Consider the following 17,000-nt stretch of genomic DNA (forward strand, 5'->3'; position numbering starts at 1 on the left):
GATGAGACAATTTTTTACTCTCTACCGCTTTGAGATCAAGAAAATATTTCAAAAGCCCTATGTGCCCGCCCTGCTGGCGCTGTGCATCGCCTTGACAGTGTTTCTCAACGTGCGGCCCCTTCTGGGCGAGCAGACAGTGGCCTATGTGGACGAACAACAGCAGTTCCATTTTGAGGCCGTCCAGCTGGAGCGCCGCTTTGCCCGGGAGGACGCCGGGAAGCCGCTGGACAACGAGGCGGTCTGGACCATGCAGGAGATGAACCGCCGGTACCAGGAGATCTACAACCAGTATGCGCCGGACCTCACCTGCGTTCTGCTCAACCACTCCCTGGTGTTTGAAACCCTGGGGCGGACGGGAGTCAACCCCGTGGCTGAGCATATAGAATATCCCGTCGATTATGCCTATCAGAGTCTGGAGAGAGGGCGGGAGGAGGAGTTTTCCAGCCAGTTGTTGAGCCAAGAGGAGATCGCATACTGGGAGCGAGAGGGAACTCGCCTCACGACGCCCTTTGTGATGGAGTATACCGGCGGCTGGCGGGGGATTTTGGAGAAAGCGTCCTGGCTGAATCTGATGGCCCTTGTCTTTGCTCTGATCAGTCTGTGCAGCAGTTTTTCCGATGACGACGCATACAAAACCAGGCCGCTGCTCGCCAGCGCCGCCCACAGCCGAATGCCGCTGACCCTTGCGCGGCTGGCGGCGGGGGTGAGCCTGGCCTGCGGCTGTGTGCTGCTGCTCTTTGGCCTCACGGCGGCCATCCAATTTTTTGTCCACGGGGCGGGGGGAGCCCAGATGCCCATTCAGCTGCTGGAGCTGGAATCGGACCAGAAGGGAATCGGGGATGTGTACCTCTCCTACAGCTGCCGGGATATGACGGCCGGGCAGGCGGTGTTGGTAACGGTGGGAATGAGCCTGCTGATCGCCCTGTTTGCCGGGGCCCTGTCCATGCTTCTGTCCAAGCTGCTGCGCCGGGGCGTCCCCGCGTTGGCGCTGCCTCTGGGACTTCTATTGCTCTCCATGATCTTTGAGCCGCCTTTTTATTACTATGACCGGGTGCGGGCCCAGATCTGGAGCTACATGCCCATTCAGCGCCTATACCAGACCTTCCTGGCGGATGAGCGCCTGGTCTCTCTGGGGGGCATGCAGCTGGACTGCATCTTCGTGAGCGCGATTCTCTACGGGGGGCTCGCGGTGATTGCCCTGGCCACCTGTATCTGGCTGTGCAAAACCCGTGCAGTGGACAGGAAGTGAGGCGGTTTTATGAAAGTGTTTGGCGTGCTCTACCTATTTGAGTGGAAGAAGATCCTGCGGCAGGGGCTGGTCCCGGTGGCCGTCCTGCTGGGCGTCCTTCTGATCCTGGCGGCGAATATCTCGCCTCTGCTGGGGACCGGGTACTATTACCGCTATGACGCACAGCGGGGGGTGGTGGACCGTACCGCCATGCCCTACGGGAAAGTGGAGAAGCTGCGGCGGGACTCCCTCCGCGCCCTCTCCGGGCAGGTGCTGGATGAGGCCCTGATGGACCAGCTGAAGGAGAACTACCGGGACAGCCAGGCGGGGACCATCCAGTGGAACCTGAACGCTTACGCCCCGTTTTTGTACCTCAACACAATGGAGGACCGGTCCATAGCCTCCGCGGAGGACTTTTACCGGCAGCAGGCGGAGTATTTTCAGAAGGAGAGCATCAGCGCTCCCCTGACCGACGCGGAGCTGGCCTATTGGCAGGAACAGGCCGCTGGCCTGGGGCCCATGTATTTGGACTATGCCGGAGGCTGGCAGGCCATGGTGGAGCACTGCGGCCTGCTGTGTCAGATAGCGGTGCTGCTGGTGACGGCGGCTCTGTGCCGCTTTTGCTCGGAGGAACACCGGGCGCGCACCGACCAGCTGGTGCTGTCCAGTAAAAAAGGGAAGACCACCGCCTTTTGGGCCCGGTGCGCCGCCGGCGTCAGTTTTGCCGTGGGGATCGCCCTGGTGTTCTCTGCCCTGCAAATGGCTCTCTGCGGTGCGCTGTACGGGATGGACGGGTTTGCCGCCCCCCTTCAGCTCTGGGTGGAGGGGAGCTTCAGCGCCCTGCATGTGTCGATGGGGCAGTTTTCTCTCATCCTGCTGGGGCTGCTGGTTTTGGCCTGCGGGATGGCGGCGGTGTTTGTCATGCTGCTGTCCGAGCTGTTCGGCACCGCGATTCCCGCCCTGGTGGTGCCCTTCGCCCTGTCTGCCGCCTCCATTCTGGAGCTTTTTATGGGGAACGGCCGGTGGATGGAGCAGGCCGCCAGCTATCTGCCCTTTTTCCGCGTCAGTGCGGACACCTTGCAGGACTACTACCTCGTCACCCTTGGCAGTCTTCAGCTCAACAGCATACAATTCAGCGTTGTCCTGTATCTCCTGCTGGCCGGTTTGTTCGGCCTGCTGTACCGGATCTGCCACCGGCGTTATCAGGTGACCGGAAGATAATGCAGGGGACCGATGCGCGCCGGAACATCCCATATAGGTCAAACTCCGGGCGGTCGGGGCCGCCTGGCCGTGGGCTGTGCGGCGAGGATGGAGCGGGCATAAGAGAAGACCCCCTGATACAGGCTGATTTCCTGCATCAGGGGGTCCCTTGCTGCGGTTTACGTTACTGCCAGAAGTCGGTGGACTCCTTCAATCCGATCTCCGAGGCCTTGAAAACCGGGTCCCGGCCCGCCTGCTTCTGCCGGCTGTAATCCTTCATGCAGAGAATGGCGGGTTTTAAGAGGTAGATCAGGACCGGAATATTGATAATTGCCATCAGCCCCATGAGCACGTCCGCGGTGTTCCACACGGTGCTGAGCTGCATGACCGCCCCCAGACCGACCACAACGGTGGCGGCGCCCCGCAGGAGGTACTGCAGCCCCTTGCTGGGGGCCTCCCGGCACAGGTAGGACAGGCCGGTCTCCGCGTAGTAGAAATTCCCCAGCAGGGTGGTGAAGGCAAAGAGGAACAGAGCAATCGTAATGAAAATGACGCCGAAATCTCCCAGGGAGCTTTTCAGGGCGGCCTGGACAAAGGGCATGCCGGCCAGCTCCTCGCTGAACTCCGCGCCGGAGCAAAGCAGCAGCATGGCGGTGCAGGTGCAGATGAGGATGGTGTCGATGAATACGGAGAGCACCTGGACCAGGCCCTGCTTGGCCGGGTGGGACACGCCGGCGGAGCCGGCCGCACAGGCCGCGGCGCCGATGCCCGCCTCGTTGGAGAAGAGGCCGCGCTTGATGCCCTGCATCACGGCGGAGCCGACAAAGCCGCCGAAGATAGCCTGCACGTCAAAGGCGTTGCGGAAAATGCCGGCGAATACAGCGGGGACCAGGGTGATGTGTGTGACCACCACATAGACCGTCACGATCAGATACAAAACGCCCATGGCCGGGACCATGATGGAGGTGATCTTGGCGATCTGCTTGCCGCCGCCGCTGATGCACAGCAGGAACAGGGCGGCCACCGCCACGCCCACGATGATGGGGGTGAGGGAGGGATCATAGAAGCTGAACGCCTTGAAGGAGTCCGCGATATTGAAGGAGGCCACCAGGTTGAAACCCACCATGTAGGTGAGGATCATCACCACGGCAAACAGAACGCCCAGCCACCGCTTTTTCAGCGTCTGCTCAATGTAATAGGCGGGGCCGCCGTAGCAGCTGCCGTCGGGGGCGCGCTTCTTATAGATCTGCGCCAGCGTCCCCTCGATAAACGCGGTGGCGCTGCCCAGAAGGGCGGTGACCCACATCCAGAATACGGCCCCCATTCCGCCGATGCAGATGGCGGTGGAGATGCCGGCAATGTTGCCCGTGCCCACGCGGGAGGCGGTGGACACCATCAGTGTCTGAAAGGCGGATACATTGGCCTGGTCGGGGCTGGGCTGCATGACCACCCGGATGGACTCCAGGAGGTATCGGAACTGGACAAAGCGGGTGCGGACGGTAAAATAGATTCCCCCCGCCACCAGCAGAATAATCAGAATATAGGTGTAGAGGAAGTTGCTCAAGCTGTTGATCACATCGTTATACAGGACATACAGTGCGTCCATGCTGGGTTCCCTCCTTTTTCTGTCTTGCGGCGCGGGCCGCCACCCGCACGCCGCGCATATTCGGATTTCAAGCGGCAGAGCCGCTTATCCCGCGCCGGCAAAGATATGCAGGCGCAGATGGGTGGAGAGGTACTCCAAAACCTGTTCCCCCGCCACGCTGTTTCCCTTTTGGTCCAGCGACGGGCCGAAAATGCCAATGCCCATCTTCCGGTCCGCCACAGACAGAATGCCCCCTCCCACGCCGCTTTTGGAGGGGATGCCTACCCGGACGGCAAACCCGCCGGAGCCGTTATACATTCCGCAGGTGAGCATGATGGTCTTGACCACCTGGACTGTCTCCGCCTGCAGCAGGCGCACCCCGGTGTTGGGATTCACGCCGCCGTTGGCCAGCAGCAGGCCGAATCCCGCCAGACTCTCAGCGGTCACGCTGAGGGAACACATCTTCACATAGAAGTCCAGGGTCCGCTCCACATCGCTTTGGATGACCCCTTTGTTTTCCAGCAGGTAGGCGATGGCCCGGTTGCGGGAGATGTTGGACATCTCAGAGCGGTAGACCCGCTCGTCCAGCCGGATCTCCGGGTCCAGGCACAGCTCCCGGGTGAAGGACAGCATTTCCTCAAAGGAGATCACGGGCTCCAAATAGCTGTCCACCGCGATGGCCCCGGAGTTGATCATGGGGTTGCTGGGGTGGCTCTCCGAGGACTCCAGCCGCACCAGAGAGTTGAACGGGTCGCCGGAGGGCTCCATGCCCACCTGGCTGAAGACGGTTTCATAGCCGCAGCGCTCCAGAGCCACGGCCAGGCTGATCACCTTGGAGATGCTCTGGATGCTGAAGCGCACCTGGGTGTCCCCCGAGGAAAACCGGCCGCCGTCCAAGGTAAAAATGCAGGCCCCCAGCTGCCGGGGGTCCGTCTTGGCCAGCTCGGGAATATAGGAGGCGGGCGCGCCCTGCTCCGCCGCCGGGCGGGCCAGCGCCACAGCGCGGTCCAAGATTGTCTGGATCACAGAAATCACCTCCCTTCTTCGCGCCCTCAGCACTTTGTGGCCTAATCGTACCACAGGAGGTGCTGCCCTGTATAATACGGGATAAGTTGAGCGGTTATAGACAAAAGAGATAGCGCCTAGGCGCTATCTCTTGAGCAGTTTAACCGTTTTTCCACGTTTTGTAAAAATTCCTGGGTGATGCGGGACAGCTCCGTCCCCCGGCTGTAAACATATCCAAATTCAAACAGAAAGTCACAGTCCGCAATGGGGATGGATACCGCCTGATACCCGGAATCCTGGAGCTCGAAGTCATGGATTCCGATGCTGTAGAAATCACTGACGGAGATCAGGCGCATCAGGGACTCCCGATTGGACAGGTAGATGATCTGGCTCTCCGACTGGTCGCCCAGGGCCTCTGAGCCGAACAGGGTGGAGAGCAGGTCGTCGTACTGGCCCAAGTAGCGGATAACGCCGTAGGAGGACAGGGCCCGCAGGGTGATGGGCTGCCCCTGGCGGAGAAGGGGATGGTTTTTGGAGAGGACGATGTGGGGCTCGGCGTAGGCCAGGTGTCGGTAGACCAGCCGCTTTGCGGTCAGAAGGTCCTCCACCTCCCTGCGGCGCTTGCGGTCAAAATGGAAGACGCCCACGGTGGCGCGGCCGGAAAATACGTCGTCCAGCACCTGGTCCGGGCTGCCCTCGTACAGCCGGTGGGTGAAGGCCCTCTGGTCCTGGTGGCGCATGACCACCTCGATAAAGCTCTCCATCACATGGGAAAACTTTGTCATGGAGACCGAGAGGTGACGGTAGTCCTCCTTCCGCTCTGAGGTGTGCCACAGACAGCCGATTTCCTCCAAGACATGGTTGGCCCGTTTGACGAACTCCTCCCCCTCCGGGGTCAGAGTGACGCCGTGGTTCCCCCGGTTCAGCAGCAGGTACCCAAAGCCGTCCTCCAGATCGTGAATGATCTTCCCCAGATAGGGCTGGGAGATAAAGAGCGCCTGGGCGGCCTTGTTGATGGAACCCAGCTGGGCAACTTTCAAAAAATACTCCAGATGCTTGACATTGAGATCGCGACTCATCTCACAGCTCCCCCCTTGATGTGTCTGAACACTCTGCCGCAATTTGGATCAATTATAGCAGTTTTCCTTAAAAAGATCAAAGCGCCGCTAGTCCTAATTGGAATAATCACCAACCCAAATTGTTATGAGGGGCGGCGGAAGGGAGCGGCCTGGCCCGCCCGCTCCGGGGAGTGGGCGCTGCATTTCCTGGGGACGGCACCTGCGGAGGGGGAGAAAAATCAGGCGCGGGCCGCACCTCTCGCCCCTTCCGGCGGGAAATTCTTATGAAAAAGGCCGCTTTAGCTCAGAAGCTAAAGCGGCCTGGATCGTTTGTCAAGCATTCAGCCACAGCCGCCGCTGCACCTGGCGCAGGCGGAGGGAGTGACCGCGCAGCCGCCCAAGGCGGTCTCCCGCAGCTCGATGGGGATGCGCCGTCCCACGGCGTACATGGTCTCCAGCATCTCGTCGAAGGGGATAAGCTGTTTCACCCCGCTGAGGGACAGCTCGGCGGCGATGAGGGCGTTGGCCACCCCGGCGGCGTTGCGGTTCTGGCAGGGGTACTCCACCAGACCGCCCACCGGGTCGCACACCAGACCCAGCAGGTTCATCAGCACGGTGGAGCCCGCGTCCATGCACTGCTCCGGCGTCCCGCCCATAAGCTCCACCGTGGCGGAGGCGGCCATGGCGGCGGCCACCCCCACCTCCGCCTGACAGCCGCCCACCGCCCCCGCCACGGTGGCGTTGCGCATGGCCAGATAGCCCACGGCCCCGGCGTTGAACAGGGCGTCCACAAGGCGGTCGTCGGAGATCTTATAGCAGTCCTGGAGGGCCAGCAGAAGGCCGGGCACGATCCCGGCGGAGCCCGCGGTGGGGGCCGCCACGATGAGGCCCATGGAGGCGTTCACTTCAGCCACCCCCATGGCGTAGGTCATGGCCCGCTGGAGGATATCCCCGCAGATGGCCTTGCCCCGGGCGGCGTGGTCGTAGAGTTTTTTGGATTCTCCGCCGATGAGCCCGCCCATGGACTTGGACGGCTTTTTCAGCGGCTGTGTGGCGGAGGCCCGCATGATCTCCAGCACTTTGGCCATGCGGTGGTCCACCTGATCCCGGGTGGTCTCCCCCAGCTCGCACTCCCGGCGGCGCATGACCTCTGAGATGGGGCACTGGGTCTGCCGGCACAGCTCCAGCAGCTCAACAGATGATTTAAAGTCCATGGGTTCCTCCTTCTACGGCTCCAGCAGCATGACGTCCTGCACGTTGGGGTTGTTCCGCAGGGGGACGTCGACCCCCTCCGGGAGGTGTCCGTCGGACTCCACGATGGTGTAGGCCGTGTGGCCCTTGGCCTCCCGGAACAGGCGCATAAAGGCGATGTTCACGCCGTTGTCGCTGAGTACCTTGGTGATGTGGGCCACCACGCCCGGCTTGTCCTGCTGGACCACAATGACGGTGCTGTAGGCCCCGGTGAAGTCCACCTCCACCCCGTTGATGCGGACGATGCGCACCTTTCCGCCCCCCAGGGACTCGCCGCGCACCACCATGGTCTGCCCCGCGGCGTTCTCCATGCGGATGTCCACCGTGTTGGGGTGGACCTCCGTCTCGGTGGTGCAGGGGGTAAAGCGGTAGTCCAGCCCCCGGTCCTGGGCGATCTGGAAGGAATTGCGGATGCGGGTGTCGTCCGTCTCAAACCCCATGAGCCCGCCCAGCAGGGCCCGGTCGGTGCCGTGGCCCTGGTAGGTCTTGGCAAAGGATCCGTAGAGGGTGAACTCCACCTTCACAATGGGGGGCGCGATCATCTTCCGGGCCAGGAAAGAGATGGCCGCCGCTCCGGCGGTGTGGGAGCTGGAGGGGCCGATCATATTGGGACCCAGCACATCAAAGACACTGATAAAGGCCATAAGCGCTCCTTCTCTCGGTCACTGGGCCTGCGCAGCCTGGGCAGGCGCCTTGTTGATGAATTTCTGATAGATGGTCTCCACGATGACGCCGATGGCGTTGTCCCCGGACACGTTGCAGGCGGTGCCGAAGGAGTCCTGGGTGATATACAGGGCCACCATGATGGCGCAGATGGGGCCGCTGGGGTCGCCGGCTTCCGCCCCGAAGACCATGTACAGGAAGGGCAGGGCGGTCATGATGGAGCCGCCGGGGGCGCCGGGAGAGGCCACCATGGCGATGCCCAGGGTCATAATGAAGGGGATCACTGTGGCCAGGCTGATGGGGATCTGGTTCATCAGACACACGGCGGTGGAGCAGGCGGTGATGGTGATCATGGAGCCGGCCATGTGGATGTTGGCGCACAGGGGAACCACAAAGTTGCGGATCTCCGCGGAGACGCCGTCCGCTTCGGCGCACTGCAGGTTCACCGGGATGGTGGCGGCGGAGGACTGGGTGCCCAGGGCGGTGATATAGCCGGGGATCTGGTTGCGGATCAGGCGGAAGGGGTTTTTACGGCTGACGGCCCCGGCCACCAGGAACTGCAGGAAGATGCAGATCAGATGCATGAGGATGACCACCAGGAACACCTTCCACAGGATGCCCAGGATGGCGAAGGTCTGGCCGGACTTGGTCATGTTGGTGAAGGTGCCGCAGATATACAGGGGCAGCAGGGGGATGATCACCGAGTGGAGCACCTGGTCAATGACGCCCGAGAAGTCGCTCATCCCGTTGTAGAGGGTGTCGCCGATGGTCTTGCCCCGCAGGGTGGACAGGCACAGGCCCAGCACAAAGGCCAGCACCACCGCCGAGAGGGTGTCGAACAGGGGCGGGATCTCCAGGCTGAAGTAGCTCTCCAGGGAGTTGCCGGCCGTGGCGGCGATCTGCTCCAGGGCTCCGTCGCTCATGAAGCTGGGGAACAGGGTGTCCGCCACCAGGAAGGAGGCGGAGCCCGCCGCCAGGGTGGACAGATAGGCCAGAATGACGGTGATGAGCAGTAGCTTGCCCGCGCCGCTTTTCAGGTTGGCGATGCCCATGGTCACATAGGCCAGAATCATCAGGGGGATGATGAAGGACAGGAACGTGCTGAAGATGCTGGACAGGGTGACCACGATCCGGCAGAACCACACGGGCAGGAACTGTCCAAAGAGAATACCGATGATGATTGCGATAATGAGTTTGGGGAACAGACCTAGTTTGAATTTCTTCTTTTCCACAAAAACCCCTCCTATAATTTTGCTCAAATTCCCTCTTGCCTATTGGCTGATTTTAGTATATTCTGTTTGCAATAATATGTAAAATTCATAGTTTTAATAAGATGCTTTAGAAAAATTCAACGATTACTTCCTGGGGCGGAAGAAGGAGGGGCTTTGCATGGAGCTGCGGCAGCTCAGTACATTTATTCAGGTGGCACAGTTGAAAAGCTTTTCCCGGGCGGCGGAGAGCCTGGGGTACTCCCAGTCTGCGGTGACGGTGCAGATTCGGCAGCTGGAGGAGGAACTGGACACCAGACTGTTTGACCGGATCGGGAAGCACATCTCGCTGACCGCCCGGGGCGTACAGTTTCTGGAGCACGCCTACGACGTGCTCCAGGAGGTGAACAAGGCCCGCCTCTCCGTTTCGGACACCGGGGAGCTGCACGGACGGCTCCACATCGGGACCATTGAGTCCCTGTGCTTCTCCAAGCTGCCCGCTGCGCTGCACGCCTATTGGCAGCGGCACCCCAAGGTGGTGGTCCATGTCACCACCGGCGAACCGAAGTTTCTGATCGAGCGGATGGAGCGGGGAGAGCTGGATCTGATCTACATTCTAGATGAGCCCCGGTACAGCAACAACTGGAACAAGCTGATGGAGCAGAAGGAGCGGGTGGTCTTTGTGACCTCCGCCTCTCTGGGGGCGGAGCTGGAGGGCATTCCGGAGCTGACCGTGGAGGACCTGCTGGACAGGCCGTTTTATCTCACGGAGCGGGACACCAATTACCGCCGGGTTCTGGACCGCTTTCTGGCCGCCCGAAACCGGAGCCTTACCCCCTTCCTGGAGTGCAGCGATACCTCCTTCCTCATCCGCATCCTGGAGAACAACCAAGGCATCTCCCTGCTGCCCTGGTACGCGGTGGAGCAGAGCGTGGGGCAGGGAAAGCTCTCCCTGATCCAGGTAGCGGATTTTCATGTCACGCTTTACCGGCAGATCTTTTCCCATAAGGAGAAGTGGTGCTCCCGGGAGATGGACGAGTTCGTCCGCACGGTGCAGGAGCTGGAGAGGCTGTGACGGTCCATACCGCTCTGGGTGGGTGAGCCGCCGCACAGGGACGGGAAAACAGGCCGGAGAAATAAAAGAGCCGGAGCGCAAAATAATCCGCTGGAATCAGACGATTCCAGCGGATTTCTGGTTGCAGCAAGAGGGCGTGAGCCGCCGGACTGCGGCTCAGAATTTGAGGCGGAAGGAGGCGCTCCCCACGGAAATTTCGTCCCCGCTCCGCAGCCGGACCGGGGCGTACACCGGAGTCCCGTTCACCCGAGTCCCATTTTGAGACTGGAGGTCCTCCAGATACACCGCTCCCTGGTCCAGAAAGACCCGGCTGTTCCGCAGGGAGAGCGTCTCGTCGTCAAAGGCAATGTCACAGGCGGGGTCCCGCCCGATGTGAAGCTCATCCCGCAGGGTAAATTCGGTCCGCTCCGTCCTCTGTGCTCCCCGCACCACCTCCAGGCGCATGTAGATGCTGGCTGGAGCGGGCTGCGGGACCTCCTCCGGTTTTTTCCTGCGGCCCAGGACCACAGCGGCCAGAATCACCACCAGGACCGCCGCCCCGATGCCGATCGCCAGGGGGAGCGCCGAGTTCTCCGGCTGCTCCTCCGGCGCCTCCGGCTGTGCCGCCGGGGCGCCCCCGCCCGGCTCCGGCTCCGGTGCGGGCAGCTCGGTCCCGCTGTCCGGCTCCGGCTCCGCGCCCGGGTCCTGGGAAACTGGGAGCGCAACCTGGCTCTCCGCCTGTCCCACCAGCTCCGCTCCGGAGGAGAACACCAGGGAGAGCGGCTTCTCCTCTCCATCCGACACATAGCCGGAGAGGTCAAAGCCCAGCACGAACAGCCGTCCGGTGTACTCCACAAGCTGATCGGCGGCCTGGTCCGCGGTGCACGCCTCCCCGATCTCCCACTGGCTCCCGTCCGACGCCTGGACCAGCTGATTTAACCGGTCCAGGGCGGCGCGGTCATCGCCGAAGCCGATGGCGTGGAGCATCACGTCGGAGCGCTCCATGCGCTCCAGCAGCGTGTCGTACGGAATCCCCCCCTGTGGGTCATACTCCACCGCGTCCGTGAGGACGACCAGGCTCCGCAGCTCATTGCCCTGTCTGGACAGGTCCTCAAAGTAGTCCAGCGCCTGGCCGATGGCGCTGTGCAGCTGGGTGATGGGCTCTGAATACTGCAATCCGGCCAGCTGTTTCGGGACCTTCTCCGGGGCAACGTCCTCACCGATCACCTGAAAGCCGTCCCCAAAGGTCGCCAAGGTGAACCGGGTGTTCTCCCCGCTGTGCTCCGCCAGACTCTTGGCAAAGCCCACCACGTCCTCCTGAAAGCCCGGCATGGAGGTGGAGGCGTCCACCATCAGCAGATAGGACACGGGGGAGCCGGCCTGGCGCACGGTCTCCAGGCGGCCGGTGGTCTGAAAGGTGCGGCCGTCCAGGGTGGCCTCCGCCCGGGTGATGGGCTGGCCCCCCTCCCCCAGGTCCACATAGGTGTACAGGGTCTCCCCAGCGCCAAAGGCCCGCACGATCTCTGCCTGACCGGCGGCCGCCGCCCCCAGGCTCAGGGCCGGGAGCAGCAGCGCCGCCATCAGCAGCGGCAAAATACGCTTCATGCTCATTCCTCCACAAAGACTGCGATCAGGGAAAAGTTGTCATTCCCCGGCGGGGTCCGCCGGATATGGCGCAGCAGCATCCGCCGGGCCCACTCCTCCGGCGTCTTGGACTTCAGACAGTCCACCAGCATCTCCTCGTTGTACACAAACTCCCAAAAGCCGTCGGAGCACAGCAGGAAGGCGTCCCCCGGCTGGACCGGGCCCTCTCCCCCCTCCGGGGTGCAGACAGGGTTTCCCATGGCCCGGAGCAGGCTGGAGCGGTCGTCGTCGTGGTAGACGTCCATATAGGAGATCTCGCCCCCCAGATACTTCATATAGGTGACCGAGTGATCCCGGGTGAGCTGGTCCATCCGGCCCTGGGAGCAGCGGTACAGCCGGGAGTCGCCGATGTGGGCCCAGGCCGCCGTGCTGCCGCTCAGGCTCAGGGCCACCGCCGTGGTCTTCATCTCCTCCTGGCCGGGCTGCTTCTGCTGCTCCAGAATGCGGGCGTTGGCCTGCTGGAAGCGCTCCAGCAGTTCCTCCCGACCGGGGACAGGGCTGTCCTCCCCGCCGCAGATGACCTCCACCGCCAGCTGGGAGGCCACCTCGCCCCGGTCGTGGCCGCCCAGCCCGTCGGCCAGGACGAACACGCCCTCCGTGCCGTCCGAGGTCCACCGGAGGCTGTCCTCGTTGTGCTCCCGCCCGCCCTGGTTGGTATAGGAATAGATGGAAAGTTTCATAGGATTACTCCAGCTCCAGATAGATGGTGTTTGCCACCTCGCCCAGATAGATCGAGCTCTTGGGGGCCAGCTTGACCGGCGTGTTGGGGGCCAGCCGCTGCCCGTCCGCCAGGAAGGTGCCGTAGGTGGAGTTCAGGTCGGTGACCACGAACAGGTTCTCCTGCTCGTCAAAGAAGATCTGGCAGTGGCGGGAGCTGACGCCCGGGGTCCCGTCCTGGTAGACCAGACGGCACACCGCCCGGTCGCGCCCCACCTGGACCGGCTGGTGGTGCAGGGGGACCACCATGCCGCCGTGCTGGGCGGCCATGGAGCGGAGCACCGGCTGGCGGCCTGTCTCCTCCTCCGGCTGGCTCTGGCTGGGCTGCTGCGGTGCGGGAGCCGCCTTCTTTTTCCGGCTCAGCACCACAACCGCGGCGATGACGGCCACCACGACCACCGCCCCGATGGCCACGTACATCATGGTGTTTCCGCCCCCCGCCTCCGCGATGGTGTAGGGGATGTTGTTCCGGTCCAGGATGGGCAGCAGCTCACTGATTCCCACCGCGTAAAAGAGGTTCTGGTCCAGGTCGGAGCCGTAGGTGTTCACGCCGATGACGGCGCCGGTCCCGTCGGTGAGGGGGCCGCCGGAGTTGCCGCCGCTGAGGGCGGCGTCCGTCTGGATGAGGTTCCGCCCGGTGCCGCTCTCGGTGAGCAGGCGGCTGATGCTGCCGGTGGTGACCGTGGCGTCCTCTTTGCTGGAGGAGTTGACCGCCTGAACGGTCACGTCGGCCGCCAGGGGGTAGCCCACCGCGTATACCTCGTCGCCCAGCATGGAGTCCTCCGCCTCCCGCATGGACAGGGGGGCGCGCTTGTCCGTGGGCTCGGCCAGCCTCAGCACGGCCAGGTCCTTCTCCGCGTCATAGTCCACCAGATAGGCCTCCGCCTCGTCGTCCTGGTCAAAGAGCACGTGCAGCTCGCCGCCGCCCAGGGCCTTGCCCGCCAGAATGAAGTCCTCCACCACGTGGCAGTTGGTGACGATATACTGGGGGTCCTGGCCCTCCTCGCCCACGAAGAAGCCGGTGCCCTGCCAATAGGTCATGGTCCCGTCTGCGTCCGGCGCGCCGGAGCGGATGAGGATGATGCCGTCCAGCACGCTCTGCTGGAAGGCGGCGGAGGCGGGGAGCACGCTGGCTCCCACCAGCATTGCGCTCAGCGCCAGTGCGGATAATGTTCGTACCATTTTCATCGCGATCTCTCCCTTATACGATATTTATATGCTATTTTTCTTAGGTGCAGGCGATCAAAATCCCGGTGTAGTTGTCCTGTTCGGGCAGGTCCTTCTCCCGGACCATGGTCTCCAGCAGGGCGCACCCGGCGTCGGGCTCCAGAGACATGGCCTCCAGCAGCTCCGCCGGGGACAGGATGCCGCTGATGCCGTCGGAGCACAGAAGGATCACGTCCCCGGGCAGCAGGGGCAGGGGGCGCAGGCTCTGGTCCACCTCCTCCAGGCAGTCGATGCCCACAAAGGAGGTGAGCCGCCGGGCGTCCTCATGGCTCTCCGCCCGCTCCCTGCAGATCACCGTCTGTTCCAGCTCCTGCCCGTAGAGGACGTTCAGATAGGTGTGCTCCTGGTTGAGCTGGAACACCCCCTCGCCCCGGCGCAGGAAAATGGCGCTGTCCCCCACGCTGATCCAGTGGAGGGCGTTCTGAAAGACCCGCACGGCCACGGCGGTGGTGCCGCTGCGCCCGCCGAAGCGCTGGAACAGGCCGTCGCTGAGGGCGCAGGTCCCCTCCCGCAGCTGGCGGGGGACGTCGCCCTCGTCGTTCAAGGCCTGAAAGAGCTGCAGGAAGCCGTCCACCGCCCCCTCGCTGATCTCCTTGCCGCCCTCCATGCCGCCCATGCCGTCACACACCACGGCGAACAGGCCCCGCTGGGCCAGCGCCTCCGGGTCGGAGGCGTTGAGCAGGGCGAAGGAGTCCTCCTGCTCCTCCCGCCGGCCGATCCCCTGGAGGTTGCTCGCCCGGAGGACCAGGTCCCGGGGCTCCTCGTCCGCCGGGGCCGGCTCCGGCGCCTGGGCCGGAGGGGCGGAGCGGCGGAAGAGCCGGTCAAACAGTCCCATGGCCGCCCTCCCCGGGCTCCGGTGTCCAGGTGAACTGCTCGCCGCACAGCGGGATGAAGAGCAGCTTGGTGGCGCCGAAGTCGATCTGGTCATAGGCCTTCAGGGGCATGGGGGAGAACACCTCTTCCCCGTTGAGATAGACGATGTTCCGCCCGTCCCCGGGGAGCAGGTTGAAGCGGTTGTTCTTGTCGCTGTAGCTGAGCCTGGCGTGGTTCTCTGCGGAGATGGTCCGGTCGCCGGTGATGGTGATGTCCATGCGGTCGCTGCGGCCGATGGAGTTGATGCCGCCCCGGATGGTGTAGCTCTTCCCCCGGCTGGGGCCCTCGGTGCACACCAGCCACCCCACCACCGGGTCGAAGCCCATCTTCTCCTGCATCATGCCCACGGTCTTGCCCGCGCTGGTGACGCTGGCCCCGTGGGGGAAGGCAGGCGCGGGGGCCTCCTCCGGCTGGACCGGCACCCCGTTAGGGTTGTAGCCCCTGGGGGGCATGGTCTTGGAGGGGGCGGTCACCGAGATGCCGGACAGCGGGGCGGTCTTCTGGGGCGCGGTCACCGAGACGCCGGACAGGGGGGCGGTTCGCTGGGGCGCCGTCACCGACACCGGGGCCGTCCGGTTGGTCCCCGTCACCCGGATGGGGGCGGTGCGGCCCGCCGCCGCCACAGTGATCTGCTGGTTGGTGTTGCAGTAGGGGCAGGTGGGATACTTATCCGGGTCGTATAAGTGGCCCCGCCCGCATTCAATTTGTGCCATAGGGGTTCCTCCTTGCAGTTTGATCATTCAACGGTCACGTTGGGTACATGGTCCAGAGGGGACATATCCGAGATCAGGTTTTCATCCCCGTCGAATATCAAGGTGACGTTGGTCAGATGTTCCAGATCCCGCAGCGCCGAAATATCCGTCAGCTGGTTCTGGGTCTCAATGTAAAGGTTTTGCAGGGCATGCGCCCCCTCCAGCCCGGACAGATCCCGGATATTGTAGTTCCGCAGGGACAGGGCGGCCAGATTCTCCAGCCCGCTCAGCGCCTCCAGGGTCTGATACCCGCTTAACCCCAGATACTCGTCCGATATATCCAACGATACCAGCTGGGTCAGACCGGCCAGGGGAGCCAGATCCGCGATCTTGTGGTCCAGCTCCAGGGATTCCAGCTTGGTACAGTTGGCCAGCGGCGTGAGGTCGGCGTAAATTTCCAGGGTGGAGTCGTAGATGGGCAGCTGCAGAGAGCGCAGCTCCGTCAGACTCCCCAGGGGCTCCAGGGAAGAAAAGGTTGCCCCCCGCCCGCCCAGGTCCAGGTGCTCCAGGCGCGTCAGGTTTTCGATCCCGTCCAGGCTCGCCAGTCCCTGGGTCCTCACATTCAGGGAGGTCAGCCCGGTCAGCCCGGAGAGAGGGCTCAAATCGCTGAGTCCCAGCCCCTCCGGATAGGAGATCCCCAAACTGGTCAAATCCGGGAACTGCTGCAGCGTTTGATAATCCACCTCCGTCAGGGCCGTTCCGTCCAGCTCCAGCTCTGTCAGGGCCGTGCTGTACTCCTCCCCGCCGATGGTCACCGTGGGGGCCAGGGCCTCCGCGATGGGATTTTCGCTCTCTGCCCCCTCTTCAGCGCTACTGGGGTTCCCGCCGCCGATGGCGATTCCCAAGCCCACGGCCACCGCGATCACCGCCGCGGCCACGCCGCCGATGAGCACGGGATTCAGCTTTTTCTTCGTGGGCGCGGCGGACTGAGCGGCCCCCACCTGGGGCACCTCCACCACCTGCTGGGACTCAATGGCGTTCAGAAATTCCTCCGCGCTCTGGAAGCGGTCCTCCGGCTGGACCGCCAGGCCCTTCAGGATGGCTTTGTCCAGATACTCGGGGATATCCACCCCGCACTGGGACACGGGAACCAGCTCGTCGTGGTCCAGCCGCTCCAGCGCCTCCGGGGGCAGGAATCCGGTCAGCGCCGCATAGAAGCAGGCGGCGCAGGAGTAGACGTCCGTAAAGGGGCCCTGGCGGCTTCTCCGGATGTACTGCTCCTTGGGTGCGTAACCCACTTTCAAAATAACGTCCAAGCTCTTGGACTTGTCGCCGATACTGTACCGGGCGGAGCCGAAGTCCAGCAGCTTCACCATGCCGTCCTTGGTGATGTAGATGTTGTCCGGGGTCACGTCACGGTGGATGAAGCCCTCTTGATGCACGGCAGTGAGGGCCCGGAGCACCGGGATCATCACATTCAGGGTGTCCTCCACGCTCACCTTCCCGCCGTGGTTGGCGATGTAGGTTTTAAAGGAGATGCCCTCGATGTAGTCCATGACGAAGTACGAGGTGTCGTTCTCGTCAAAGTAGCTGGT

Annotated in this window: 15 protein-coding genes; 3 read left to right on the forward strand and 12 right to left on the reverse strand. The window is 63.2% G+C overall.

Features of this window, described 5'->3' with window-relative positions:
- Position 1: 1 nt before the first annotated feature.
- Together H6B31_RS11875 and H6B31_RS11880 are read left to right on the forward strand one after the other, a co-directional pair.
- Positions 2-1,249: a hypothetical protein gene (locus H6B31_RS11875; RefSeq protein WP_204898713.1), complete on the forward strand. Its 1,248-nt coding sequence runs from the start codon at positions 2-4 to the stop codon at positions 1,247-1,249.
- A 9-nt stretch (positions 1,250-1,258) separates the two neighbouring features.
- Positions 1,259-2,449 carry a hypothetical protein gene (locus tag H6B31_RS11880; RefSeq protein ID WP_204898714.1) on the forward strand — a complete coding sequence of 397 codons (1,191 nt, stop codon included), beginning with the start codon at positions 1,259-1,261 and terminating at the stop codon, positions 2,447-2,449.
- A 163-nt stretch (positions 2,450-2,612) separates the two neighbouring features.
- Here the strand turns inward: H6B31_RS11880 and H6B31_RS11885 are convergent, their stop codons facing one another.
- The 6 genes from H6B31_RS11885 to H6B31_RS11910 form a co-directional block, all read right to left on the reverse strand.
- The gene (locus tag H6B31_RS11885; protein ID WP_204898715.1) at positions 2,613-4,034 is read right to left on the reverse strand and encodes an alanine/glycine:cation symporter family protein; all 1,422 of its coding nucleotides are present in this window, start codon (positions 4,032-4,034) and stop codon (positions 2,613-2,615) included.
- An 84-nt stretch (positions 4,035-4,118) separates the two neighbouring features.
- Complete coding sequence (glsA, locus tag H6B31_RS11890) at positions 4,119-5,036, reverse strand: glutaminase A (protein WP_430691900.1); 918 nt, start codon at positions 5,034-5,036, stop codon at positions 4,119-4,121.
- 119 nt (positions 5,037-5,155) lie between these two features.
- On the reverse strand, positions 5,156-6,097 hold the full coding sequence (locus tag H6B31_RS11895; protein WP_204898717.1) for a LysR family transcriptional regulator: 942 nt from the start codon (positions 6,095-6,097) through the stop codon (positions 5,156-5,158).
- 320 nt (positions 6,098-6,417) lie between these two features.
- Positions 6,418-7,290 (reverse strand): L-serine ammonia-lyase, iron-sulfur-dependent, subunit alpha, encoded by an 873-nt coding sequence (gene sdaAA / locus H6B31_RS11900; RefSeq protein ID WP_204898718.1) that lies wholly within the window; start codon positions 7,288-7,290, stop codon positions 6,418-6,420.
- Between the two features lie 12 nt (positions 7,291-7,302).
- Positions 7,303-7,971, reverse strand: coding sequence for an L-serine ammonia-lyase, iron-sulfur-dependent subunit beta (gene sdaAB, locus H6B31_RS11905; protein ID WP_204898719.1), 669 nt, complete (start codon positions 7,969-7,971; stop codon positions 7,303-7,305).
- An 18-nt stretch (positions 7,972-7,989) separates the two neighbouring features.
- Positions 7,990-9,222, reverse strand: a complete 1,233-nt coding sequence (locus H6B31_RS11910) for a dicarboxylate/amino acid:cation symporter (RefSeq protein ID WP_087289449.1) — start codon at positions 9,220-9,222, stop codon at positions 7,990-7,992.
- A gap of 157 nt (positions 9,223-9,379) precedes the next feature.
- Here H6B31_RS11910 and H6B31_RS11915 point away from each other — a divergent pair, with 157 nt between their 5' ends.
- Positions 9,380-10,273, forward strand: coding sequence for a LysR family transcriptional regulator (locus tag H6B31_RS11915; protein ID WP_204898720.1), 894 nt, complete (start codon positions 9,380-9,382; stop codon positions 10,271-10,273).
- A 156-nt stretch (positions 10,274-10,429) separates the two neighbouring features.
- Here the strand turns inward: H6B31_RS11915 and H6B31_RS11920 are convergent, their stop codons facing one another.
- The 6 genes from H6B31_RS11920 to H6B31_RS11945 all read right to left on the reverse strand — a co-directional run.
- A complete protein-coding gene (locus tag H6B31_RS11920; protein ID WP_204898721.1) occupies positions 10,430-11,857 on the reverse strand; it encodes an FHA domain-containing protein in 1,428 nt (475 codons plus the stop codon).
- 2 nt (positions 11,858-11,859) lie between these two features.
- A complete protein-coding gene (locus H6B31_RS11925) occupies positions 11,860-12,576 on the reverse strand; it encodes a PP2C family protein-serine/threonine phosphatase (RefSeq protein ID WP_204898722.1) in 717 nt (238 codons plus the stop codon).
- A 4-nt stretch (positions 12,577-12,580) separates the two neighbouring features.
- Positions 12,581-13,795, reverse strand: coding sequence for a trypsin-like peptidase domain-containing protein (locus tag H6B31_RS11930; protein WP_204898723.1), 1,215 nt, complete (start codon positions 13,793-13,795; stop codon positions 12,581-12,583).
- A 46-nt stretch (positions 13,796-13,841) separates the two neighbouring features.
- On the reverse strand, positions 13,842-14,675 hold the full coding sequence (locus H6B31_RS11935) for a PP2C family protein-serine/threonine phosphatase (RefSeq protein ID WP_204898724.1): 834 nt from the start codon (positions 14,673-14,675) through the stop codon (positions 13,842-13,844).
- Positions 14,662-15,426: an FHA domain-containing protein gene (locus tag H6B31_RS11940; protein WP_204898725.1), complete on the reverse strand. Its 765-nt coding sequence runs from the start codon at positions 15,424-15,426 to the stop codon at positions 14,662-14,664. The genes H6B31_RS11935 and H6B31_RS11940 overlap by 14 nt, the downstream gene beginning before the upstream one ends.
- A gap of 23 nt (positions 15,427-15,449) precedes the next feature.
- The coding region (locus tag H6B31_RS11945) for a protein kinase domain-containing protein (protein ID WP_204898726.1) at positions 15,450-17,000 on the reverse strand (1,551 nt) is incomplete at its 5' end.

This window comes from Pseudoflavonifractor capillosus (genome assembly GCF_016899775.1).
In the GTDB taxonomy this organism is placed as follows: Bacteria; Bacillota; Clostridia; order Oscillospirales; family Oscillospiraceae; genus Lawsonibacter.

Coding starts and splice junctions, on each gene's coding strand:
- H6B31_RS11875 (WP_204898713.1), top strand. CDS start 2: ATGAGACAATTTTTTACTCTCTACCGCTTTGAGATCAAGAAAATATTT.
- H6B31_RS11880 (WP_204898714.1), top strand. CDS start 1,259: ATGAAAGTGTTTGGCGTGCTCTACCTATTTGAGTGGAAGAAGATCCTG.
- H6B31_RS11885 (WP_204898715.1), bottom strand. CDS start 4,034: ATGGACGCACTGTATGTCCTGTATAACGATGTGATCAACAGCTTGAGC.
- H6B31_RS11895 (WP_204898717.1), bottom strand. CDS start 6,097: ATGAGTCGCGATCTCAATGTCAAGCATCTGGAGTATTTTTTGAAAGTT.
- sdaAA (WP_204898718.1), bottom strand. CDS start 7,290: ATGGACTTTAAATCATCTGTTGAGCTGCTGGAGCTGTGCCGGCAGACC.
- sdaAB (WP_204898719.1), bottom strand. CDS start 7,971: ATGGCCTTTATCAGTGTCTTTGATGTGCTGGGTCCCAATATGATCGGC.
- H6B31_RS11915 (WP_204898720.1), top strand. CDS start 9,380: ATGGAGCTGCGGCAGCTCAGTACATTTATTCAGGTGGCACAGTTGAAA.
- H6B31_RS11920 (WP_204898721.1), bottom strand. CDS start 11,857: ATGAAGCGTATTTTGCCGCTGCTGATGGCGGCGCTGCTGCTCCCGGCC.
- H6B31_RS11925 (WP_204898722.1), bottom strand. CDS start 12,576: ATGAAACTTTCCATCTATTCCTATACCAACCAGGGCGGGCGGGAGCAC.
- H6B31_RS11930 (WP_204898723.1), bottom strand. CDS start 13,795: ATGGTACGAACATTATCCGCACTGGCGCTGAGCGCAATGCTGGTGGGA.
- H6B31_RS11935 (WP_204898724.1), bottom strand. CDS start 14,675: ATGGGACTGTTTGACCGGCTCTTCCGCCGCTCCGCCCCTCCGGCCCAG.
- H6B31_RS11940 (WP_204898725.1), bottom strand. CDS start 15,426: ATGGCACAAATTGAATGCGGGCGGGGCCACTTATACGACCCGGATAAG.